The following is a 20801-nucleotide window of genomic DNA, read 5'->3' on the forward strand; positions in this document are numbered from 1 at the left end:
CGGGATCGATCCCGCGCCGCTTGGCTTTTTCAGGGGGTTGCGTCCGGCGCGGCCCCCTTTTGCCCCCCAGGAGAGCAGTGAATGACCGAGGATCGCAGCAAGGACGGCGAGGACGTCCGTCACCTGACCGCCGAAGAACTGCAGGCGATCGAAGAGGAATTCGACCCGGAACTCCGGTTCCGCAAGCTGGCCAGACCGCTGGCCCTGACCACCGGCGCGGTCCTGTTCCTGCTGTCCTGCTATCATTATTACACGGCCGGTTTCGGCATTCCTCAGGCGACGGTGCATCGCGGGCTGCATCTGGGCCTGACGCTGCTGGTCGTGTTCCTGAGCTTCTCTGCCTTCGGCAAGCAGGAGCATGCCAGCAGCGGGCGCGCGCCATTCGGCCTGCCGCTGCTGGACTGGGTGCTTGCCATCGCGGGCATCATCAGCGCGCTTTACGTTCCGTGGATCTACAGCGAACTGGCCTTCCGGGTCGGCAATCCGCTGCCCATCGACGTGGTGATGGGGACGATCCTGATCGTGGTGCTGCTGGAGGCCGTGCGGCGCTCCATGGGCTGGCCGCTGCCGGTGATCGCGCTGCTGTTCATCGCCTATGCCTATTTCGGGCAGGCCATGCCGGGGATCCTCGTGCATCCCGGCGCCAGCTGGTCGAACATCGTCAACCACCTATACCTGACCTCGCAGGGCATCTACGGCACAGCACTTGGCGTGATCGCCACTTACGTGTTCCATTTCGTGCTGTTCGGCGTGATGGCGACGCGGATCGGCCTTGGCCAGCTTTTCATCGACATCGCCTCCGCCTTGGCCGGACGCTACGCGGGCGGCCCGGCAAAGGTGTCGGTGCTGTCCTCCGCCCTGCTCGGCTCGATTTCCGGATCCTCCATCGCCAACACGGTGACCACCGGCGCGCTGACCATCCCCGCGATGATCCGCGTCGGCTATCCGCGCCACTTCGCCGCCGCGGTCGAGGCCGCCGCCTCGACCGGCGGGCAGATCACGCCCCCGGTCATGGGGGCAGTCGCCTTCCTGATGATCGAATATCTGGGCGTTCCGCTGACCACGATCCTGACTGCGGCACTTGTGCCCGCCTTCATGCATTTCTTTGGCGTGCTGGTGCAGGTTCACCTTGAAGCGCGGCGTCTTGGCCTGCGTGGTCTCTCGGCGGACGAGCTTCCGAATGCGTGGAAGGTGCTGAAGGCAGGCTGGCTGTCCGTCCTTCCGCTGGTGATCCTCGTCGCGGTGCTGCTGTCGGGCCGCACGCCCTTTGCTGCCGCCTTCTACTCGATCACCGCCTGTATCCTCGTGCTTGCGATCCAGCAGGTGCAGGCCTCGGGCCTTGCCGACGGCCTCAAGGGCACCGTGACCGGCATCGTCGAAGGTTTCATCCTTGGCGCCAAGCAGTCGCTGTCGGTGACCGCCGCCGCGGCGCTTGTCGGCGTCGTGATCGGCATCGTCACCCTGACCGGCGTAGGTTTCAAGATCGCCTATATGGTGACAAGCATCGCGCAGGGCTGGGCCACCTCGCTGCATGACACGCTGGCCTTCCTGCCTTTCGAGCTGATGACCGTCGCCTCGCTGACGCTGCTGTTCACCCTGATCCTGACCGCAATCGTCTGCATCCTGATGGGCTGCGGCATCCCCACCACTGCAAATTACATCATCATGGTGGCGGTGGCCGCGCCGATCCTTGGCATGCTGGGCGTGCAGCCGATGGTCGCGCATTACTTCGTGTTCTATTACGGGGTGCTGGCGGATGTGACACCCCCCGTGGCGATGGCCGCCTATGCCGGTGCGGGGATCGCGGGGGCGAATGCCTTCAAGGCCGGGAACACGGCGTTCCGGCTGAGCATGGGCAAGGCGCTGGTGCCCTTCGTCTTTGCCTTCCAGCCCGCGCTGCTGCTCGTGACCGACGGCTTCACATGGGAGGCCTTCGCGCTGGCCTTCAGCGGCGCCATCCTCGGGATCTGGGTTCTGGCCTCTGCGGTGTCGAGCTGGCTTTTTGCCCCGCTTTACTGGTTCGAACGCATCGTGCTGGTCTTCGCCGCAATCCTGCTGGTCGCGCCGAACCTGACTTCCACGGCCATCGGCCTGCTGCTGGTGGTCCCGATCGCCCTGCGCCAGCTGATCCCGAAGTGGCGCGGCCCGACGACGGCCTGACCTTGGCAAAGCCGCGCGTCCGTCAGCACCACGCGCGGTGCCATGGCCCGACCGGGCGACCCCCGGTCGGGCCCCCTCTGATCCCGCAGACCGGCTCTTGCTGCGGGATCAGGCCCGAACGCCGGACGGGCAGCTCCGCCTTGTGACGTCCCAACCGCGCCGCTGCGACGGCAGGACCAAGGCCGGCAGGCGGGCAAGGATGAAATCCCGCGGCAGCAGCGTCGTCCCCCCCTATGCCCCCGCAACGACCAAGTTGCGCCACAGCGTCTGGGGTGTTCCCTTTCCCGCCCGCGACATCGGGGCACCTCATGCCGTCAGGACTGACCCCGTGGGGGAACGTCACGCAAAAAGGGCCGGTCTTTCGACCGGCCCTTGTCGTTTGTCCTCGCGCGTGGTGCGGGGTCAGTTGCTGCCGGGCGTGACCGGGGCGGCGGGCTCGGCTTCGGGGCCGTCCGCTGCCGGGGCCTCCTCTGCCGGGGCTGCCTCGGTCTGCGGTTCTGCTGCCGGGGCTGCCGGGGTCTGTTCCGCCGGCGTCTCTGCTGCCGGAGCGTCTTCGGCCGGAGCTTCCGCTGCCGGAGCATCCGCCGCCGCGGCGGCGGTGGGGATTCCCTGCGAGCCTTGGCTCTTGAAATACTCGAAGAACTCGCCATCCGGGGTCATGACCAGCGAGGAGTTGCCCTGCCCCAGCGCCGTCTCATAGGCCTGCAGCGAGCGGTAGAAGCCAAAGAACTCCTGATCCGCGCCATAGGCTTCGGCGAAGATGCCGTTACGTTCGGCATCGGCCTCACCGCGGATGATGTCGGCGTCGCGGCTGGCGGCGGACTGGGTTTCCACCACGGTCCGGTCGGCCAGAGCCCGCACCCGCTGCGCGGCCTCGTTGCCGCGGGCGATCTCGTCCGCCGCTTCCCGTTCACGCTCGGCGCGCATCCGGGCAAAGGTGGCTTCAAGGTTCTGCGACGGCAGGTTGGTCTGCTTCAGCCGCACGTCCACCACATCGAGCCCCAGCGACAGCGCCTGTGCGCGGGCCTGATCGCGGATGCGGTTGGTCAGGATGCGGCGGTCAGTCGACAGGATCACGTCCGACGTCACCTGATCCGCACCCAGAACCTCGCGGATCTGCGCGTTCAGGATGCCCTGCAGCCGGTCCTCTGCGGTGCGGACCCCGCCCAGACCTACGGCCTGACGGAACTGCACCACATCGGCGATGCGGTAGCGGGCGAAGGCGTCGACCACCAGACGGCGGTCATCCGAGGGCGTCACCTCGATGGTTTCGGTGTCAAGCGACAGGATGCGGTCGTCATATTTCACCACCTCCTGAATGACCGGGATCTTGAAGCCAAGCCCTGGGCTTTCCTTGACGGAGCGGATCTGGCCGAACTGCATGACCAGCGCCTTTTCGCGCTCGTCCACCACAAAGATCGAGGACATGGCGACGATGGCCAGAACAACGATCGCGGGCAGGATGAAGGTCGTCTTGCGCATGGCTCAGTTCCCCCCTGCGGTGCTGGTGCTGCGGTTCAGCTGGTTCAGCGGCAGGTAAGGCACCACGCCACCGCCCTGCGCGCCGCCGGTCACACCCTGATCGAGGATGGTCTTGTCGACCCCGCCCAGCACCCGTTCCATCGTCTCCAGATAGAGACGGCGGCGGGTGACTTCGGGCGCCTTGGCGTATTCCGCCAGCACGGCGGAGAAGCGCGACGCCTCACCCAGCGCCTCGTTGACGACCTGCGCGCGATAGCCTTCGGCCTCTTCGCGGATCTGCGCGGCCTGACCACGGGCCTCGGCCACGACGCGGTTGGCATAGGCATCGGCCTGACGCTGCAGCCGGTCGCGTTCCTGTTCGGCGGCCTGCACTTCGCGGAAGGCGTCGATCACTTCGCGGGGCGGGTCGGCGGTATCAAGGTTGATCCGCACGATGGTGATGCCGCTTTCATACTCGTCCAGCGTCTGCTGGATTTCCTGCCGCGCGGTGTCGGCGATGATGCCGCGGTCGCGGTTGAGGATCGGCGCGAGGTTCGACGCCGCGATGATCTCGCGCATCACCGCCTCGGAAACGGCCTGCACGGTCAGCTGCGGATCGCGGATGTTGAACAGCACCTTGGCCGGATCGTTGATGTTCCAGACCACCTGAAACTCGATGTCCACGATATTTGCATCGGTGGTCAGCATCAGCCCTTCGGAGCCGTTGGCCTGCCCGCCGCCAATCGTCTCGGTCCGTTCGGAGGTGACGTTGACCACCTCATGCGTGACGAACGGCCAAGGCGCAAAATTCAGGCCCGGCGAGCCGGTCGAGGAATAGCTGCCAAGGAACAGTTCCACCGACTGCTCTTCGGGGCGCACGGTGTAAAAGCTGAGCGCCGCCCAGACCCCCGCCGCGACCAGCGCGCCGACGATGATCGTGCCGCGCGTCAGTTTCGGGCCGCCGGAGAACCCGCCGCCCGAACCGCTTCCGCCGCCGTTATTGGCACCACCGCCGCGCCCGCCCATGAGCACGCGCAGCCGTTCCTGACCCTTTTTCATCAGTTCGTCGATCTCGGGGATCTGCGGATCTTCCGGGCGCTTGCCGCCGCCTCCGCCGGGGGGACGACCGTTGCCGCCCCTGTTACCACCGCCGCCCCAAGGGCCGCCGCCGTGTCCTGCCATGAACTCTCTTCCCTCTGAATATCGTCCCTGTGTGTCCACTTCCAACCTGTGCATTCGCACAGGATTTTCAAGCGGTGCGAACGGGTTTGCGCAGGGTCACGATCTCTTCGGCCATGGTCGGATGCACCGCCACGGTCCGGTCGAAATCCTCCTTGGTCGCGCCCATCTTTACGGCGATCCCGGCGAGCTGGATCATTTCCCCCGCATTGGGCGCGACGATATGGCACCCCAGCACCCGCCGGCTGTCCTGTGCCACCACCAGCTTCATCATCACCCGGTCGGGGCGTCCGGCAAAGGCGGTCTGCATGGGCCGGAACGAGGTCACATAGACCTCGATGGGCTCCTGCTCCGCTGCCTGTTCTTCCGACAGGCCCACCGTGCCGAATTCCGGCTGGGTGAACACCGCCGAGGGGATCAGGCCGTGATCCACCGGCGTAGGATTGCCGCGGAACACCGTCTCGACAAAGGCCATGCCCTCGCGGATGGCCACCGGCGTCAGGTTGACCCGGTCGGTCACGTCGCCGATGGCATAGACCGATGGCACGCTGGTCTGGCTGAACTTGTCCACCTCGATCTGGCCCCGGCGGCCCAGCGTCACGCCAGCCTCGGTCAGACCCATCTCGGCAGTGTTGGGCACGCGGCCCGTGGCGAACAGCACCTGATCGAAGACATGCGTGTTGCCGTTGGTGGCCTTGACCCAGACCGGACCGTCGCCCGGACGTCCGCCGCTGTGATCGGCGGTCATGTCCTGCAGCGCCGCGCCCATGGGAATGTCGCCATCCTGCGCGCCGTCATGATCCTGCGCGGTGGCGCGGCGCATCTCGACGATGTCGGTGCCGCAATGCAGATGGATCCCCTGATCCACCATGCTTTCCGCGATCAGCCCGCGCGCTTCCTCGTCAAAGCCGCGCAGGATCTGAGCGCCGCGGTAATACTGCGTCACCTCCACGCCCAGCCCGTTGAGAATGCAGGCGAATTCGCAGGCGATATAGCCGCCGCCGACGATCAGGATGGATTTCGGCAGGTTTTCCAGATGAAAGATGTCATCCGAGACGAGCCCAAGTTCGGCATTGGCGATCTCGGGGCGCAGCGGGCGCCCGCCGGTGGCGACAAGGATGTGCTTGGCGCGCACCGTCTCGCCGGTGGACAGCGCCACCGTATGCGCATCGACCAGCCGCGCCCGCGCGTCATAGGTGGTGACCCCGGCCGAGGCCAGAAGCTTGCGATAGATGCCTTCCAGCCGGTCCAGTTCGGAGGTCAGCCGCTCGCGGAAGCGCGGCCAGTCAAAGCTGCCTTCGCTCATCTCCCAGCCATAGCCGCGCGCATCTTCGGCGACATGGGCATATTCCGAGGCGAAGACCATCAGCTTCTTGGGCACGCAGCCACGGATCACGCAGGTGCCGCCATAACGGTCCTCTTCGGCCAGCGCCACCTTGGCGCCCGCCTCTCCCGCCGCGACACGGGCCGCGCGCACGCCGCCCGATCCGCCGCCGATGACAAAAAGATCGTAGTCGAAATCGCTCATGATCCACCCTCGTCCGGTTGCGCGGAAGGTAGACCACACAGACCCGCCGATGACCAGACCGCAGCGCCGTCAAACCCGGCGCAGGCGCTCAGAGATCGGTGAAAAGATTGTCGCTTTCGTCCAGATCGATCCGCTCTTCGGAGCCGCTGCCGCCGGTGATGTCGCGCAGTTCCACCCGACCGTCGCCATGGCCGATCACCACCCGGTCGCAGATGTCGATGAACAGCCCGTTTTCCACCACGCCGGGGATCTGGTTCAGCATCAGGGCCAGTTCCCGGGCATTGCCGATCCGGTTCAGATGCAGATCAAGAATGTGGTTGCCCTCGTCGGTGACAAAGGGCTTGGCGCCGTTCATGCGCAGGCTGGTCCGGCGCCCCAGCACGTCCAGCGACACCAGCGCCTCTTCCAGCAGGGCCTGCGTGGCACTCTGGCCAAAGGCGATCACCTCCACCGGCAGCGGGAAGGCGCCCAGCGTCTCCACCTGCTTGGCGGCATCAGCGATCACCACCATCTGGTCCGATGCGGTGGCCACGATCTTTTCCTGCAGCAGCGCGCCGCCACCGCCCTTGATGAGGTTCAGCTCGCCATCGATCTCGTCGGCGCCATCAATGGTCAGATCAAGCCAGCCCGCCTCTTCCAGCGAAATCACCTCGATCCCCAGCTCCCGCGCCAGCTGCGCGGTGCGGGTGGAGGTGGGCACGCCGCGAAACCGCAGGCCTTCCTTGCGGACCCGCTCGCCCAGACAGCGCACCAGCCATGCGGCGGTGGATCCGGTGCCAAGCCCCACGCGCATGCCATCCTCGACAAACTCCGCGGCGCGTTTTGCGGCCACGAACTTGGCCTTGTCGATGGGCGAAAGCTCTCCGGTCATGCGCATGATCCCCTGTTCTGACGGCCCCCGCCCTATAGGCAAAAACCCCTGCGGGCGCGAGCGGAAATTGCGCGCGCAGCCCCGCTGCTTCTTCTTGGCGGAAATATCCCGGGGGGAGCCCGCCCCGGCGGGCGGGGGGCAGCGCCCCCCCTTTGGCCCCTGAGCCGCCCGCGATCCCGGCAGTGCCGGGCGAAGGTCTGCAATCTGGCGGGAAATGCCGCTTTTGGCGGGTGACAGCGCGGCGTCACGGCCTAGTCTGCCGCTCAGGCGCGGACCCCGCCGCGCGCCCAAGCCCTCCAGATCCGGAAAGCCCGCTCATGTTCCTGTCCGTCTTCGAAATGTTCAAGGTCGGCATCGGCCCCTCCTCCTCGCATACCATGGGGCCGATGGTGGCGGCGGCCCGGTTTCTGGACCGGCTGCGCGGCGCGCCCTTTACCGCCCACGGGCTGCGTGCCTCGCTGCACGGATCGCTGGCCTTCACCGGGGTGGGCCATGCCAGCGACCGGGCGACGGTGCTCGGCCTCGCCGGGTTCCGCCCCGACACTTATGATGCCGAGGCGGCGGAAGAGACCCTGACCCGGATCCGCAGCGAGCACCGCGTGACGCCGCAGGGGCTGGCGCCGCTGGCCTTCGATCCGGCCCGCGACCTGCGCTTTGACTATGACCGCAGCCTGCCCGGCCATGCCAATGGCATGATCCTGAGCGCGGTGGATGCCGAAGGCGACGTGATCCTGCAGGAAATCTATTATTCCGTCGGCGGCGGCTTCGTGCTGACCGAGGCGGAACTGGCGCAGGGCAAGGACAGCGATCAGGGCCCGCCCGTGCCCTTTCCCTTCCAGAGCGCCGCGCAGATGCTGGAGATGGCGGCGCGTTCGGGGCTGAGCATCGCCGAGATGAAGCGGCGCAACGAACTGTCCCGCCGCCCCAAGGCGGAACTGGACGAGGGGCTGGCCCGGCTCTGGCAGGTGATGGCGGACTGTCTGGAGCGCGGGCTGCAGGGCGAAGGCATCCTGCCCGGCGGGCTGAAGGTGCGCCGCCGCGCCGGGCCGATCCACGGCCAGCTTCTCGCCGAACGCGGGCGCAACCTGACCGCGCCGCATGTGATCAATGACTGGATGAGCTGCTTTGCCATGGCGGTGAACGAAGAAAACGCCGCCGGCGGACAGGTGGTGACCGCCCCCACCAATGGTGCCGCCGGGGTGATCCCGGCAGTGATCCGCTACTGGCTGGATTTTGTGCCGGGTGCCGCGCCCGCGAAAGTGCCGGAATTCCTGCTGACCGCAGCGGCGATCGGCGGGCTGGTGAAATACAACGCCTCGATTTCCGGGGCGGAGGCGGGCTGTCAGGCCGAGGTGGGATCGGCAGCGGCGATGGCGGCGGCAGGGCTCTGCGCGGTGCTGGGCGGCACGCCCGAGCAGATCGAGAACGCGGCGGAAATCGCGCTGGAGCATCATCTGGGCATGACCTGCGATCCGGTGGCGGGGCTGGTGCAGGTGCCCTGCATCGAACGCAACGGGCTCGGCGCGATCAAGGCGGTGTCGGCGGCGTCGCTGTCGCTGCGCGGCGATGGCCAGCATCTGGTGTCGCTGGATGCCTGCATCGAGACCATGCGCCAGACCGGCCGCGACATGGGGCATGAATACAAGGAAACCTCGCTGGGCGGGCTCGCCGTCAACGTCCCCAATTGTTAAGCGGCGCCCGTCCGGGTGCCCCGGCCGGGCCGGTGCCCGTCTCGCCGGGCGCAGCCGCGCCCGGCTCGGCGCCCGTGGCGGGCCTGACGCCAAAGGTCAGAGGTCGAGATACATGAAGGTGGTGGCATCGCGCCGCGCCGTGCCTTCGGGGGCCAGCGCATAGCCGGGGATTTCCCCCGCGACGCGGAAGCCGCAGCTGGCGTAAAGCGCCTGCGACGGATCGCCGGAGCGGGTGTCGAGCGTGATCAGCGACCTCCCCTCCGCCTCTGCCGCCTCCAGCAGCGCCGCCATCAGCGCCCGCCCCAGCCCGCGGCGGCGGAACTCCGGATGGACCAGCATCTTGGACACCTCGGCGCGGTGGCGCTGGTTGGGCATGGCCGCCAGCGCCAGCGACACCGTGCCCACCAGCCGCCCCTCGGCGAAGGCGCCCCAGAGCTGCCGCTCGCCGCTGGCGATACCGGGCAGCAGCCCCTGCCAGAAGGCTCTGGCCTCGGATTCGGGAAACGGCAGGACAAAGCCCACGCTCGCCCCGTCGGCGACGCAGGCGGCCAGCACCCATGACAGGGCGTCGAGATGGGCGGGCGCCTCGGCGGCGGAAATCGCGCGGATCATGGCGCCACCAGCACGAGGATGTAACGCGCCGCAGCGCCGCTGCCCGCCACGAAGCGGGTCGGCCCCGAAAGCCGGTAGCGCAGGCTGTCGCCCGGATCCAGATCGTGACGGGTGCCGTCCACCTCCACCATCAGGGTGCCGGACAGCATCAGCAGGTGATGCTCCATGCCCGGCACGGCGGCGGCGGGATAGGCGATGCAGGCGCCCGGATCCAGTTCGCAGTCCAGCACCTCCGCCGCCAGCAGCCGCCCCCCCGGCGAGGCGACGCGGCGCAGGAACCCGGTGTCACGGTCGCGCCAGACCGGCTGGTCGGCGCGGCGCAGATGCGCGGTAAATCCCTCCTCGACCATGGCCATGAGCCGCGACATGCTGAGTCCGTAGGCATGGCAGAGCCGCCCCAGCGCCTCTGCCGTCGGGCTGACCTCGGCCTTCTCGAACCGCGACAGCGCGGCGCGCGACAGCCCCGAGGCCTCGGCCAGCGCGTCCAGTGTCAGGCCACGGTCGCTGCGCAGCGCTGCAAGCCGCTGCGCCAGCCTCTTGGTCATGTCCTCTGTCATCACGGCGGTGTCTGTCATCACCTTCTCCATATCGGGAATGATTCCCTATTTAGAGATAAGCCTGCCAGAAACCTGCCGCGATGCAAGCCCCGCCTGCGACAGATGCGTCAGCCGCGCGCGCCTGCGCCCATCCGCCGGGACAGATCCGCCGCCATCTCCACCAGCGCCTGACGCGAGGCAGCGGGCCCCACGGTCGAGGTGCCGGAGAGCCGGGTGATGAAGGGGATCGTCACCGCCGCCGCCACCCGGCCCGAGACATCGAAAACCGGCGCCGAGAGATTGTGCACGCCCGCGATGGTCAGCGAGGGGCTTTCGCAATAGCCCGCCGCCCGCACCCCGGGCAGATCCGCCAGAAACCCCGCGCGCCGGGGCTCGGGTTCGGCCATTTCCGCCAGCAGCCGGTCCAGCGCGGGCGGCGCCATCCACGCCGCCAGCACCCGGCCCGAGGCGGTATCCGCCACCGGAACCTGCGCCCCGAGCCGGACCGAGGTGAGGTGATTGTCCGGGCAGTCGACCTGCGCCACCACCAGCACCCGCCCCGAACTCAGGATGGCCAGATGCATCGACTGGTTGAGCGCATCCGCCAGCTTCTGCATCGCCTCGCCCGCAATGGCGGTGAGCCGCCGCAGCGGCGGGTGGCGATGCGCCACCTCGAACATCTTGGTGGACAGGTGATAGCGGTCATCCCCCTCTCCCAGCTCCACATAGCCGCGCTGGCGCAGCACCATGAGCATGCGGAAGATTTCAGGCGTGGTGCGGCCCAGCGTCTTGGCGATGTCCACCTGCGTCAGCCCCTCCGCGCCGGAGGCGAGCAGTTCGAGAATGTCCAAACCCTTGGACAGCGCCGGGGCGCGATACTTGTCATCGTCACTGGTGTCGGTCATCGCGCGGTGCGCCCTTCCTGTCTTGCCTGTCGCAACCCGTATTTTAGGCGGTCAGGAGAGGGCGGAAAAGCGGGATCGCAGAGGGCACGCACGGCGTCCGGCAGGACAGGAAAGGCCGCAGGTGGGCTGTGACTGGTGGGAAATCTGGGGAATTTCAGAGAAAATGGCAGCCCGTAGGGGAATCGAACCCCTCTTTCCAGGTTGAAAACCTGGCGTCCTAACCGATAGACGAACGGGCCATGCAGACGTTGCGCCGCAGTCCTGTCGCTGTGACAGGGTCCGTGGCGAGGATCGTGTGCGAACCTCTGATGCCAGATCAGCACCGAAACTGCCGCCGATTTCCAGCCCGACGCAAGGTCTTGGCAGGAAACCAGTGGCAGCCCGTAGGGGAATCGAACCCCTCTTTCCAGGTTGAAAACCTGGCGTCCTAACCGATAGACGAACGGGCCGTGCTGGCTGGTGAGGGGCGTTCTAAGCAAAGCGCGGCGGCCATGCAAGCGGAATTTTCGCCAAAACGCAGCTTCTGCAACATTTTCTTGAACGCTGCAAAAGCCACGCAAAATCAGCGAGTTGCCGATCCCGCCTCCAGGCTAGGCGCGGCATCTTCAAGGCGCAGCTGCACGGTTCTGCGACCGTTCCATTCGTTGATCTCCAACCGTCCGGCCATGTGGAATCGCGCGCCCCTGTGATCGGTCAGCGCGGCCCCCAGCGGGCTGTCGAAGGCGTTGAAACAGATCGCCTCCAGCTTGGCGCCCAGCCCGTCGCCAAGGCTCAGCTTCAGATGGCCGGTGCCGACCTTCTTGACGAATCCCAGCTGCACGTCCGGCAAGGCGAAGCGCGGACCGGAGGCCCCCGCGCCATAGGGCCCGGCCTGATCCAGCCGGTCGCAAAGCTCGCTGCTGGCGGCCCCGGGCATCAACATGCCGTCGACCCGCAGATCGGCGGCGCCGCCCTGCCCCGCGCCCTGCTTGGCCAAAAGATCGGAGAGCCGCGCCATCGCGGCCTCCAGCTGGTCGGTGGCCACGGTCAGCCCCGCCGCCATCTTGTGCCCGCCGCCTTTCAGCAGCAGGCCTTCGGTGGCCAGCCGGTGGATGCTGGCGCCCAGATCCACCCCCGAGACGGAGCGGCCCGAGCCCTTGCCCTCGGCCCCGTCCAGCCCGATGACCACGGCGGGGCGGTTGGTCAGTTCCTTGAGGCGCGAGGCCACGATGCCCACCACGCCGGGATGCCAGCCCTCGCCCGCCGCCCAGACCAGCGGCGCATCCAGCCCCCGCGCCTCGGCCTGCGCCACGGCGGCGGCACGCACCGCCTCCTCGACCTCGCGGCGTTCGGTGTTGAGCCTGTCCAGCCGTTCGGCCAGCGCCTCGGCCTCGTGGCGGTCGCGGGTGGCCAGCAGGCGCGCGCCCAGATCGGCCTGCCCGATGCGCCCGCCCGCATTGATGCGCGGCCCCAGCACATAGCCCAGATGATAGGCGCTTGGCGCGGTATCAAGCCGGGCCACATCCGACAGCGCCACCAGACCGGCGCGGGCGCGGCGGGCCATCACCTGCAGCCCCTGCCGCACCAGCGCGCGGTTCACCCCGCGCAGCGGCGCCACATCGGCCACCGTGGCCAGCGCCACCAGATCGAGCATCGCCATCAGGTCGGGCCCGCGCTGCCCCGCCTCGCGCAGCAGCCGCCCGCACTCGACCAGACACAGGAACACCACGCCCGCCGCGCAAAGATGGGCCAGCGCACCATCCTCGTCCTGACGGTTGGGGTTCACCACCGCCAGACAGTCCGGCAGGGTCTCGCCGCCAAGGTGATGGTCCAGCACCACCACATCGGCGCCTTTTGCGGCGGCGATGGGATCATGGGACAGCGTGCCGCAATCGACGCAGACGATCAGGTCATGGTCGCGCGCCAGCTTTTCCATCGCGGGCACGTTGGGGCCATAACCTTCCTCGATGCGGTCGGGGATATAAAGCGTGGCGGCATGGCCCATCTGCTGGATCCAGTCCAGCAGCAGCGCGGCAGAGGCGCCGCCATCCACGTCATAATCGGCAAAGACCGCGATCCGCTCGCGCCGCGTCGCCGCCTGCAGGATCCGCGCCGCGGCCTTGTCCATGTCGCGCAGGCTGCGCGGATCGGGCAGCAGGTCGCGCAGTTTCGGGTCCAGAAAGCCCGGCACCTCGGGGGCGGCCACGCCCAGCCGGGCCAGCACCTGACAGAGCGGGCGCGGCAGATGGGTGGCCTGCGCCAGCGCCTCGGCCTGCCGTTCGCATTCCACGTCCGGACCGATCCAGCGACGGCCGGTCAGCGACTGCGCCACTCCGAGATAGCTCATGGTCGTCCTTTCCTCCGGCCAGCGCTCTGCCGGAAAAGAAACCGGCGGCCCCTGTCAGGGACCGCCCTTGTTCGTCTGGTGCCCGGTCCTGCCCCGCAGGGGGGCGGGGCGTTATTTGAACGGGTTGCGGTAGATCACCCGCCGCACCGACCCGGTCTTGGACCGCATCAGCAGGGTTTCGGTGGTGATCCAGCCGATTTCCCGCTTGATCCCCGACAGGATGGAGCCGTTGGTGACGCCGGTTGCGGCAAAGATCACGTGATCGGTCACCATGTCGTCGCGCTTGTAGACGCGGTTCAGGTCGGTGATGCCTGCCTTGGCGGCGCGGCCCCGTTCATCGTCGTTGCGGAACAGCAGGCGGCCATAGATCTGCCCGCCCATACATTTCAGCGCGGCGGCAGCCAGCACGCCCTCGGGCGCGCCGCCCGAGCCCATATACATGTCGATGCCGGTGATCTGCGGTTCGGCGCAGTGCATGACCCCTGCCACGTCGCCATCGGTGATCAGACGGATCGCGGCGCCGGTGGCGCGGACCTCGGCGATCATCTCCTCATGGCGGGGACGCTCAAGGATGCAGCAGGTGATGTCGGACGCGTCGCAGCCCTTGGCACGGGCCAGCGCCTGCACCCGCTCTGCGGGCGACATGTCCAGCGTCACGGTGTCTTCGGCATAGCCCGGGCCGATGGCCAGCTTGTCCATATAGACGTCAGGCGCGTGCAGCATCGACCCGCGCGGGCCCATGGCGATGACGGTCAGCGCGTTCGGCATGTCCTTGGCGGTCAGCGTGGTGCCTTCCAGCGGGTCGAGCGCAATGTCCACGCCGGGGCCGTTGCCGGTGCCCACTTCCTCGCCGATATAGAGCATGGGCGCCTCGTCGCGCTCGCCCTCGCCGATCACCACGACGCCCGCGATGTCGAGCATGTTCAGCTGTTCGCGCATGGCGTTGACCGCCGCCTGATCGGCGGCCTTCTCGTCGCCATGACCCACCAGCTTCGCCGAGGCGATGGCGGCCTGTTCGGCGACGCGGGCCAGACCCAGCGACAGCATGCGGTCGTTAAAATCCTTGGGGGTGGACATCGGGGCGTTCCTTGAAGTTGTTCGGTGAGGGCGGTGTATCGCGCGCGCTTGCGCAAGGGCAAGGGCGGTGGCGCTAACGGGCGCCGGGGCGCCCGCAACTCTGCCACGTCTCAGGCGGCCTCGATGCGCAGGGCCACCGGGCTGCCCAGCACGACGCCGGTTTCCGGCATCGCGGCCAGCGCCGTATCCAGCGCCTCGCGCGTGGTCTTGTGGGTCACGATCAGCACCGGGGCGCTGTCGCTTTCGCGCGACTGGCCATACTGGCGCAGCCGGTTGATCGACACGCCCGCCTCTCCAAGCGCCGCCGCCACCTTGGCCAGCGCGCCCGGCTTGTCGACCAGCGCCATGCGCAGGTAATAGGGCGCGGGCGCCGTGGATTTGGCCGGCGTGGCGCGTTTCAGCAGGCTTGCAGGCGCCCCAAAGGTCGACAGCCGCGTGCCGCGCGCAATGTCCATCACGTCGCCCATCACGGCAGAGGCGGTGGGCCCTTCGCCCGCGCCCGCGCCGCGCAGCACGATCTGGCCGACCTGATCGCCCTCGATCACCACCATGTTCGTGCCGCCGTCCAGCTGCCCCAAGGGCGAGGTGGCGGGCACGAGGCAGGGCGCCATCGACTGTTCCAGCCCGCGCCCGGTCAGGCGGCAGACCCCCAGCAGCTTGATGCGGTAGCCCATGTCGGCGGCCTGCCGGATATCCTCGGCAGAGACGCGCCCGATGCCTTCAAGCTCGACCGCGTGGAAATCCACCTGCGTGCCATAGGCGATGGCCGACAGCAGCGACAGCTTGTGCCCGGCATCGATCCCGCCCACGTCCAGTTCGGGATCGGCTTCCAGATAGCCCAGCTTGTCCGCCTCGTCGAAGGCCTGTTCATAGGTCAGGCCCGCGTTTTCCATCCGGGTCAGGATGTAATTGCAGGTGCCGTTCATCACGCCCATGACGCGGGTCACCTCGTTGGCGGCCAGCCCCTCGGTCAGCGCCTTGATGACCGGGATGCCCCCCGCCACCGCCGCCTCGAAGCGCAGCACGCAGCCCTTGGCCTCGGCCAGTTCGGCCAGTGCCTGCCCGTGATGGGCCAGCAGCGCCTTGTTGGCCGTCACCACGTCCTTGCCCGCCTTCAGCGCCGCCTCGGTCGCGGCCTTGGCCGGGCCGTCGCTGCCGCCGATCAGTTCCACGAACACGTCGATGTCGTCGCGCGCGGCCAGCGCCACCGGATCATCCACCCATTCATAGGTGGCCAGCGACACGCCGCGTTCCTTGTCGCGGTTGCGGGCGGAGACGGCAGAGATCACGATGGGGCGCCCGGTCCGCGCCTCCAGCAGCGCGGCCTTCTGGCGCACGATCTTGACGACCCCGGCCCCCACGGTGCCCAGCCCGGCGATCCCAAGACGAAGCGGTTCAGACATGGGGAGGGCTCCTTTTTTATCCGTGATCCTGTCCGCGCTGGCTTAGCCGCATCGCGGCAGGTCTGCAACGGGATCGGTGGCGGCACGCAATGGCGCCGCCGGACCGGATCAGAACGGATCGGGCACCCCTGCCGCCATCCGCGCCCGTGTCTGGGCATCCACCACCGGCCCCTGCAGCCCTGCGGCGCGGGCGCGCAGGGCGCTGGCGCGCGTCTCCAGCCCCTCCTGCTGCTCGGGCGTGGCGCGGGGCGGTGCGGCTTCGGCCAGAAGCGGCCCCAGCGGCAGCAGATCCGGCCAAGGGGCTTCGGCCACGCCCGGCGTCTGCGCGCCCTCAAGCTCGGGGAAGGGGGTGCAGGCCGCAAGCGCGGCGCAGAGGGGCAGAAGCAAAAGGCGCATGGGCGGCGGATCCGGACTGTCTGTGCCCGTCATGCCGCAGCCCGCCCGCCGGAGCAAGCCTTGCGCCGCTTCGCGCTTGTTCTGAACACACGTTCAGATACATACGCGGCCATGGCCCGCACCACTGGATCGCATTCCGAAATCACCGGGCCGCGGATCCGCGAGGCGGCGCTGCGGCTTTTTGCCAAGCACGGCTATGCCGCCGTCTCCATGCGCCAGATCGCGCGGGAGGTGGGGGTGCAGGTCGGCGCGCTTTACAACTACACCCCCGACAAGCAGGCGCTGCTGTTCTCGCTGCTGCAGGGCCATATGGACGAGCTTCTGGCCGCGTGGGAGGCAGAGCCGCGCGGCGCGGATCCGCTGGCACGGCTGGAAAGCTTCGTGCGCTTCCATATCCGCTTCAACCTTGCGCGGCCCGAGGCGATCTTCATCTCCTATATGGAGCTGCGCAATCTGGAGCCCGCGCCCTTTGCCGCCATCGAATCGCTGCGCAAGACTTATGAGCAGGAGCTGGAGGCGATTCTGGCGCAGGGCCGCGACGCGGGCGTGTTCCAGCTGGACGAGCCGCGCATCACGGCCTTTGCACTGATCGCGATGCTGACCGGGGTCAACACATGGTATCGCGCCGATGGCCGCCTGTCGGAACCCGAGGTGGCCAGCCTTTACTGGGACATGACGCGGCGGGCGGTGGGGGCCTGAGCCCCCGCCTCAGCCCTCGACCTGCAGCGTTTCGAGATATTCCAGCAGCGCCACCAGACGGCGCGGCGTGGGCGTCAGCGTGCCGTCGCCCGAATCGTAGGGCACCAGATCGCCCTGCAGCAGCGCGCCGAATTCCGGCATGCCCGGCCCGTCGGGATGAACGCGGGAATAGCCGTCGATGGTGGACATGACCTGCGCACGCGGCAGCGCGCCGCCATGGCGCGCGGCGATCAGGGTCAGATCGGCGGGCGGAGGCGTCATCCCCGCCGCCAGCGGCCCGTCGCCGCGCCCGGCAGCCCCGTGGCAGCCCGCGCAGTAATCGCCATAAAGCGCGCGGCCATCGCCGGGTTCAGGCATGGCGCTGTCCATGCAGGCCGCAAGTCCCAGCAAGCCTGCCCCCCAGACGCCCCAAAGGATCCTCTGCATCGCTCTGCCCTCTTCTGCTGTGCTTTGCCCCTGTCTGACCCGTCCCGCCGCGCGGATCAAGGGACTTGCCGCCGCAGCGCGCAGCGGGCATCACGGACGGGCATTCCGCCGCAAGGATCCGCTCATGCCCTCCCAAGCCCTGATCATGCTGGCCGCCGGCATCGGCATTCCGATCCTTGCCGCACTGAACGCCCGGCTGGGCGGCTGGATGGGCTCGCCTGCGGGGGCGGCGGTGATCCTGTTCTGCGTGGCGCTGGCCGCCACCACGCTGGTGCTGCTGGTGCTGGAGCCGCGCGCGCTGGTCCGCGCAATGGACGCGCCGCGCCACCTGTTTCTGGGCGGGCTCTTCGTGGCTTTCTACGTGCTGGCCGTGACCTATGTGGCCCCAAGCTTCGGCGTCGGGCGCGCGGTGTTCTTCGTGCTGCTGGGCCAGCTGATCAGCGCGGCGCTGATCGACCATTTCGGCCTTTTTGGCGCGCGCATCGCCCCGGTGACGCTGAACCGTCTCGCCGGGATCGCGCTGATGGGCGCGGGCGTGTTTCTGGCGCAGCGCGGCTGAGCGCGCTTGCGCGGCTGGGGCGGCGCGGGCATGCTTGCGGGCATTGACCCCAACGCCTTTGCCCGGACCCCCGCCATGCGCCTTTTGCTGACCACAGCCTTTGCCCTGCTTGCGCTGCCCGTGCTTGCCCAGACCCCGTCGCTTTCGCCCCTGCCCCAGCAACAGCAACAGCCCGGCGCCTTCCTGCCCGGCGCGGTGCCGGGACCATTGCTGGATGCCCCGCAGGTGCAGATTCTGGAGCCGTCGCGGCAGCAGGATCTGCTCGACGAAGCCTGGACCCGCTATCTCCAAGACGACAGCATTCCTTTTCCCACGACAGGCCCCGTGCTGACGCTGCAGGATCTGGAAGCCGGCACGCTGCTGCCACCCGACGCGCTGCGGCAGACACCGCTTGACCCGGCGCAGGTGCAGGCGCTGCAATGGGGCGGCGACACCACGCTGGATCTGCAAAGCCTCGGGCTTGCCACCGCGCCACAGGTGCCGGTGAACCTTTTTGCGCTTTACGACGCGGCGGGCACCTTCAAGGGCCTTGCCACCCCGCCCCCCGGCGTCAGTTCCGAAGCGTTCCTGCTGTCCAGCGCCCGCCGCGGCGACCGCGCCAAGCCGGTGCAGGCCAAACAGCAGGGCAAGGATGTCTCCTCGCTCAGCCACAAGATCCTCAGCGTGCTGTCCGAGATCTGCGCGGTCAGCATCCGCCCGCGTGAACTGACGGTGACGCTGGGCGGCGGTTGGTCGCTGGGGGTCGAGGCGACCGCCGAAATCTCGGCGCTGATCGACGTGGAGCAAAGCTGCGCCCGGCTCGGCACCGAACTGCAGGACGCGCGCAGCGCCGCCCCCGCCCCCGAATGACCAAAGCCTAGAAGGCCACCAGCCGCCCTTCGGTCAGCCGCACCCGGCGGTCCATGCGCGCGGCCAGATCAAGGTTATGCGTGGCGATCACCGCCGACAGCCCGGTGTCGCGCACCAGCCGCACCAGCGCGTCGAACACCCGGTCCGAGGTGGCGGGGTCAAGGTTGCCGGTGGGCTCGTCCGCCAGCAGCAGCTGCGGGGTGTTGGCCATGGCGCGGCAGAAGGCGACGCGCTGCTGCTCGCCGCCCGACATGGCGGCGGGACGGTGCGCCGCGCGGTCGGCCAGCCCCACGCTGTCCAGAAGCCCGCGCGCCCGCGCCTCGGCCTCCGACGCGGAGGCGCCATTGGCCAGCTGCGGCAGCACGACGTTTTCCAGCGCGGTGAATTCCGGCAGCAGGTGGTGAAACTGATAGACAAAGCCCACCATCTGCCGCCGCACCACGGTGCGCCGCCGGTCGGATTTGCGGCCCATCACCTCGCCGCCGATGGCCACCTCTCCGGCATCGGCCACGTCCAGCAGCCCCGCGATATGCAGCAGCGTGGACTTGCCCGCGCCCGAAGGCGCCACCAGCGCCACCACCTCGCCGCGCGCCACCTCCAGATCGGCGTCGCGCAGCACCTGAACGGCATTGGGTCTGCCGGGATTGTAGGTCTTGGCGATGCCCGACAGGCGCAGAACCGGATCACTCATAACGCAGCGCCTCCACGGGGTTCATGCGCGCCGCCCGGCGCGCGGGAAAGATGGTGACCACAAAGGACAGGCCCAGCGACAGCGCCATGGCGCTGAACACATCGCCCGCCTGCAGCTTGGCGGGCAGGGCATAGATGCCCCGGATCGACGGATCCCAGACCCCGCCCCCCGCGACATAGTTCACGAAGGAAAAGATCGGATCGATATAGATGGCGAACAGACAGCCCAGCACCACCCCCAGCGCCGTGCCGATCACCCCGGTGAAGGCGCCGCAGATGAAGAACACCCGCAGCACCGATCCTTCGGTCAGCCCCATGGTGCGCAGGATGCCGATGTCGCGGCCCTTGTTCTTGACCAGCATGATCAGCCCCGACACGATGTTCATGGTGGCGATCAGCACCAGCACCGACAGGATGACGAACATCACGTTGTCCTCCACCTCCAGCGCGCGCAGGAACCCGCCGGAGGCATCCTGCCACGTCCAGATCATCGCCCCCGCCCCGGCAGCCTCGGCAATGGGCTGCGCCAGCCCCCGCACCGCCTCGGGATCGCTGACCATGACCTCCAGCTCATCCGCCACGCCCTCGCGGTTGAAATAAAGCTGTGCCTCGTCAAAGGGCATGTAGGCGCGGGTGCGGTCGATGTCATAGCGCCCGGCGGTGAAGATCCACACCACCTCATAGGCCTTGACGCGCGGGCTGACCCCGAAGGCGGTCTTCACCCCCTCGGGCGAGATCAGCCGGACCTGATCGCCCACCTCGACCCCCAGTTCGCGCGCCACCCCCGATCCCAGCGCCAGCCCCTCGCCGAACCGCGCCAGATCGCCGCGCCCGGTCTCCGGATCGACGATGCGCCGGATCCCCGCCAGATCCTCGGCGGCGATGCCGAACACTTCGACCCCGGCATTGCGGCCATTGGCATTGGCCATGACCTGCCCCTTGACCAACGGTGCCGCGCGGTCCACCCCCGGCACCTCGGCCACCCGGGCGGCGCGTTCGGCGTAATCGGGAAAGGTGCGCACGACGCGGCCGAACTCGTCCTCCCGCGCCGAGGCATAGACGCTGGCATGGGCATTCGCCCCCAGAATCGTGTCGACAAACTCCGCCCGGAAGCCCGACCGCACCGACAGCGTCGCGATCAGTGCGAACACGGCCAGCGTGATGCCGATCAGGCTGATCCATGTCATCGTGCTGACGCCGCCCTCGGCGCGCCGTGCGCGCAGATAGCGCCACGCGATCTTCCATTCGAAGGCGGCAAAGGGAGGCGGGGTGCGGGCCATGGCGGTCACTTTCAGGGTCAGATGCGCGCGGACCCTGCCCTCCCCCCCCGCCGGGGTCAAGCCGTGCCGCGGCGGCGCGCCGCTCCCGCGTTCCGAGCCTTTCGCCTCCGGCGGGGATATTTTTGGTCAGAAGAAGCGCGTGCCGGTTTCTTC

19 protein-coding genes and 2 tRNA genes are annotated in these 20801 nt (G+C 68.3%); 5 read left to right on the plus strand and 16 right to left on the minus strand.

The genetic code is table 11. From position 1 onward, the window contains the following. Positions 1–81 precede the first annotated feature (81 nt). Positions 82–2160 (plus strand): TRAP transporter permease, encoded by a 2079-nt coding sequence (locus BLR51_RS04400; protein ID WP_089844358.1) that lies wholly within the window; start codon positions 82–84, stop codon positions 2158–2160. A gap of 402 nt (positions 2161–2562) precedes the next feature. Here the strand turns inward: BLR51_RS04400 and hflC are convergent, their stop codons facing one another. The 4 genes from hflC to rpiA form a co-directional block, all read right to left on the minus strand. Further along, positions 2563–3642 (minus strand): protease modulator HflC, encoded by a 1080-nt coding sequence (gene hflC, locus BLR51_RS04405; RefSeq protein ID WP_089844359.1) that lies wholly within the window; start codon positions 3640–3642, stop codon positions 2563–2565. Positions 3643–3645: 3 nt separating this feature from the next. Then, positions 3646–4803, minus strand: coding sequence for an FtsH protease activity modulator HflK (gene hflK / locus BLR51_RS04410; protein WP_089844361.1), 1158 nt, complete (start codon positions 4801–4803; stop codon positions 3646–3648). Between the two features lie 67 nt (positions 4804–4870). After that, positions 4871–6328 carry an FAD-dependent oxidoreductase gene (locus tag BLR51_RS04415; RefSeq protein WP_089844362.1) on the minus strand — a complete coding sequence of 486 codons (1458 nt, stop codon included), beginning with the start codon at positions 6326–6328 and terminating at the stop codon, positions 4871–4873. A gap of 88 nt (positions 6329–6416) precedes the next feature. After that, positions 6417–7199: a ribose-5-phosphate isomerase RpiA gene (rpiA, locus tag BLR51_RS04420; RefSeq protein ID WP_089844654.1), complete on the minus strand. Its 783-nt coding sequence runs from the start codon at positions 7197–7199 to the stop codon at positions 6417–6419. Between the two features lie 317 nt (positions 7200–7516). Between rpiA and BLR51_RS04425 the strand changes: the two genes are divergently transcribed. Further along, entirely contained in the window at positions 7517–8890 is a 1374-nt protein-coding gene (locus BLR51_RS04425; protein ID WP_089844364.1) for an L-serine ammonia-lyase, read from the plus strand. Between the two features lie 96 nt (positions 8891–8986). Here BLR51_RS04425 and BLR51_RS04430 read toward each other — a convergent pair whose 3' ends face one another. The 9 genes from BLR51_RS04430 to BLR51_RS04470 form a co-directional block, all read right to left on the minus strand. Continuing rightward, a complete protein-coding gene (locus BLR51_RS04430) occupies positions 8987–9502 on the minus strand; it encodes a GNAT family N-acetyltransferase (protein WP_089844366.1) in 516 nt (171 codons plus the stop codon). Further along, positions 9499–10077: a helix-turn-helix domain-containing protein gene (locus tag BLR51_RS04435; protein WP_242656634.1), complete on the minus strand. Its 579-nt coding sequence runs from the start codon at positions 10075–10077 to the stop codon at positions 9499–9501. The genes BLR51_RS04430 and BLR51_RS04435 overlap by 4 nt, the downstream gene beginning before the upstream one ends. Positions 10078–10166: 89 nt before the next feature. Beyond that, positions 10167–10943, minus strand: coding sequence for an IclR family transcriptional regulator (locus BLR51_RS04440; protein ID WP_089844368.1), 777 nt, complete (start codon positions 10941–10943; stop codon positions 10167–10169). Positions 10944–11107: 164 nt separating this feature from the next. Further along, a tRNA-Glu gene (locus BLR51_RS04445) sits at positions 11108–11182 on the minus strand. A 135-nt stretch (positions 11183–11317) separates the two neighbouring features. Then, positions 11318–11392: transfer RNA gene (locus BLR51_RS04450), tRNA-Glu, on the minus strand. A gap of 113 nt (positions 11393–11505) precedes the next feature. Beyond that, entirely contained in the window at positions 11506–13269 is a 1764-nt protein-coding gene (recJ, locus tag BLR51_RS04455; RefSeq protein ID WP_089844370.1) for a single-stranded-DNA-specific exonuclease RecJ, read from the minus strand. Between the two features lie 111 nt (positions 13270–13380). Continuing rightward, a complete protein-coding gene (glpX, locus tag BLR51_RS04460; protein WP_089844372.1) occupies positions 13381–14346 on the minus strand; it encodes a class II fructose-bisphosphatase in 966 nt (321 codons plus the stop codon). A 110-nt stretch (positions 14347–14456) separates the two neighbouring features. Further along, positions 14457–15749: a homoserine dehydrogenase gene (locus tag BLR51_RS04465; protein WP_089844374.1), complete on the minus strand. Its 1293-nt coding sequence runs from the start codon at positions 15747–15749 to the stop codon at positions 14457–14459. 108 nt (positions 15750–15857) lie between these two features. Next, positions 15858–16145: a hypothetical protein gene (locus tag BLR51_RS04470; protein WP_089844377.1), complete on the minus strand. Its 288-nt coding sequence runs from the start codon at positions 16143–16145 to the stop codon at positions 15858–15860. A gap of 111 nt (positions 16146–16256) precedes the next feature. Here BLR51_RS04470 and BLR51_RS04475 point away from each other — a divergent pair, with 111 nt between their 5' ends. After that, positions 16257–16844, plus strand: a complete 588-nt coding sequence (locus BLR51_RS04475; RefSeq protein WP_089844660.1) for a TetR/AcrR family transcriptional regulator — start codon at positions 16257–16259, stop codon at positions 16842–16844. 9 nt (positions 16845–16853) lie between these two features. Here BLR51_RS04475 and BLR51_RS04480 read toward each other — a convergent pair whose 3' ends face one another. Next, entirely contained in the window at positions 16854–17201 is a 348-nt protein-coding gene (locus tag BLR51_RS04480; protein WP_242656635.1) for a c-type cytochrome, read from the minus strand. A gap of 193 nt (positions 17202–17394) precedes the next feature. Between BLR51_RS04480 and BLR51_RS04485 the strand changes: the two genes are divergently transcribed. Beyond that, positions 17395–17829, plus strand: coding sequence for a DMT family transporter (locus BLR51_RS04485; protein WP_089844661.1), 435 nt, complete (start codon positions 17395–17397; stop codon positions 17827–17829). A gap of 75 nt (positions 17830–17904) precedes the next feature. After that, positions 17905–18678: a hypothetical protein gene (locus BLR51_RS04490; RefSeq protein ID WP_131821785.1), complete on the plus strand. Its 774-nt coding sequence runs from the start codon at positions 17905–17907 to the stop codon at positions 18676–18678. 7 nt (positions 18679–18685) lie between these two features. Here the strand turns inward: BLR51_RS04490 and BLR51_RS04495 are convergent, their stop codons facing one another. Both BLR51_RS04495 and BLR51_RS04500 read right to left on the minus strand, forming a co-directional pair. Next, positions 18686–19369 (minus strand): ABC transporter ATP-binding protein, encoded by a 684-nt coding sequence (locus BLR51_RS04495; protein ID WP_089844381.1) that lies wholly within the window; start codon positions 19367–19369, stop codon positions 18686–18688. Next, positions 19362–20648, minus strand: coding sequence for a lipoprotein-releasing ABC transporter permease subunit (locus BLR51_RS04500; RefSeq protein ID WP_089844664.1), 1287 nt, complete (start codon positions 20646–20648; stop codon positions 19362–19364). Before BLR51_RS04500 ends, BLR51_RS04495 begins: the two co-directional genes overlap by 8 nt. Between the last annotated feature and the right edge of the window lie 153 nt (positions 20649–20801).

Source organism: Salipiger marinus (assembly GCF_900100085.1).
Taxonomy (GTDB): Bacteria; Pseudomonadota; Alphaproteobacteria; order Rhodobacterales; family Rhodobacteraceae; genus Salipiger; species Salipiger marinus.

Excerpts from the sequence above, each read along its gene's own strand:
- glpX (WP_089844372.1), bottom strand. The coding sequence starts at position 14,346 with ATGTCCACCCCCAAGGATTTTAACGACCGCATGCTGTCGCTGGGTCTG.
- BLR51_RS04465 (WP_089844374.1), bottom strand. The coding sequence starts at position 15,749 with ATGTCTGAACCGCTTCGTCTTGGGATCGCCGGGCTGGGCACCGTGGGG.
- hflK (WP_089844361.1), bottom strand. The coding sequence starts at position 4,803 with ATGGCAGGACACGGCGGCGGCCCTTGGGGCGGCGGTGGTAACAGGGGC.
- BLR51_RS04470 (WP_089844377.1), bottom strand. The coding sequence starts at position 16,145 with ATGCGCCTTTTGCTTCTGCCCCTCTGCGCCGCGCTTGCGGCCTGCACC.
- BLR51_RS04435 (WP_242656634.1), bottom strand. The coding sequence starts at position 10,077 with ATGACAGACACCGCCGTGATGACAGAGGACATGACCAAGAGGCTGGCG.
- BLR51_RS04425 (WP_089844364.1), top strand. The coding sequence starts at position 7,517 with ATGTTCCTGTCCGTCTTCGAAATGTTCAAGGTCGGCATCGGCCCCTCC.
- BLR51_RS04500 (WP_089844664.1), bottom strand. The coding sequence starts at position 20,648 with ATGGCCCGCACCCCGCCTCCCTTTGCCGCCTTCGAATGGAAGATCGCG.
- BLR51_RS04485 (WP_089844661.1), top strand. The coding sequence starts at position 17,395 with ATGCCCTCCCAAGCCCTGATCATGCTGGCCGCCGGCATCGGCATTCCG.
- BLR51_RS04440 (WP_089844368.1), bottom strand. The coding sequence starts at position 10,943 with ATGACCGACACCAGTGACGATGACAAGTATCGCGCCCCGGCGCTGTCC.
- BLR51_RS04490 (WP_131821785.1), top strand. The coding sequence starts at position 17,905 with ATGCGCCTTTTGCTGACCACAGCCTTTGCCCTGCTTGCGCTGCCCGTG.
- BLR51_RS04415 (WP_089844362.1), bottom strand. The coding sequence starts at position 6,328 with ATGAGCGATTTCGACTACGATCTTTTTGTCATCGGCGGCGGATCGGGC.
- BLR51_RS04400 (WP_089844358.1), top strand. The coding sequence starts at position 82 with ATGACCGAGGATCGCAGCAAGGACGGCGAGGACGTCCGTCACCTGACC.
- BLR51_RS04475 (WP_089844660.1), top strand. The coding sequence starts at position 16,257 with ATGGCCCGCACCACTGGATCGCATTCCGAAATCACCGGGCCGCGGATC.
- hflC (WP_089844359.1), bottom strand. The coding sequence starts at position 3,642 with ATGCGCAAGACGACCTTCATCCTGCCCGCGATCGTTGTTCTGGCCATC.
- recJ (WP_089844370.1), bottom strand. The coding sequence starts at position 13,269 with ATGAGCTATCTCGGAGTGGCGCAGTCGCTGACCGGCCGTCGCTGGATC.
- rpiA (WP_089844654.1), bottom strand. The coding sequence starts at position 7,199 with ATGACCGGAGAGCTTTCGCCCATCGACAAGGCCAAGTTCGTGGCCGCA.
- BLR51_RS04430 (WP_089844366.1), bottom strand. The coding sequence starts at position 9,502 with ATGATCCGCGCGATTTCCGCCGCCGAGGCGCCCGCCCATCTCGACGCC.
- BLR51_RS04480 (WP_242656635.1), bottom strand. The coding sequence starts at position 17,201 with ATGCCTGAACCCGGCGATGGCCGCGCGCTTTATGGCGATTACTGCGCG.
- BLR51_RS04495 (WP_089844381.1), bottom strand. The coding sequence starts at position 19,369 with ATGAGTGATCCGGTTCTGCGCCTGTCGGGCATCGCCAAGACCTACAAT.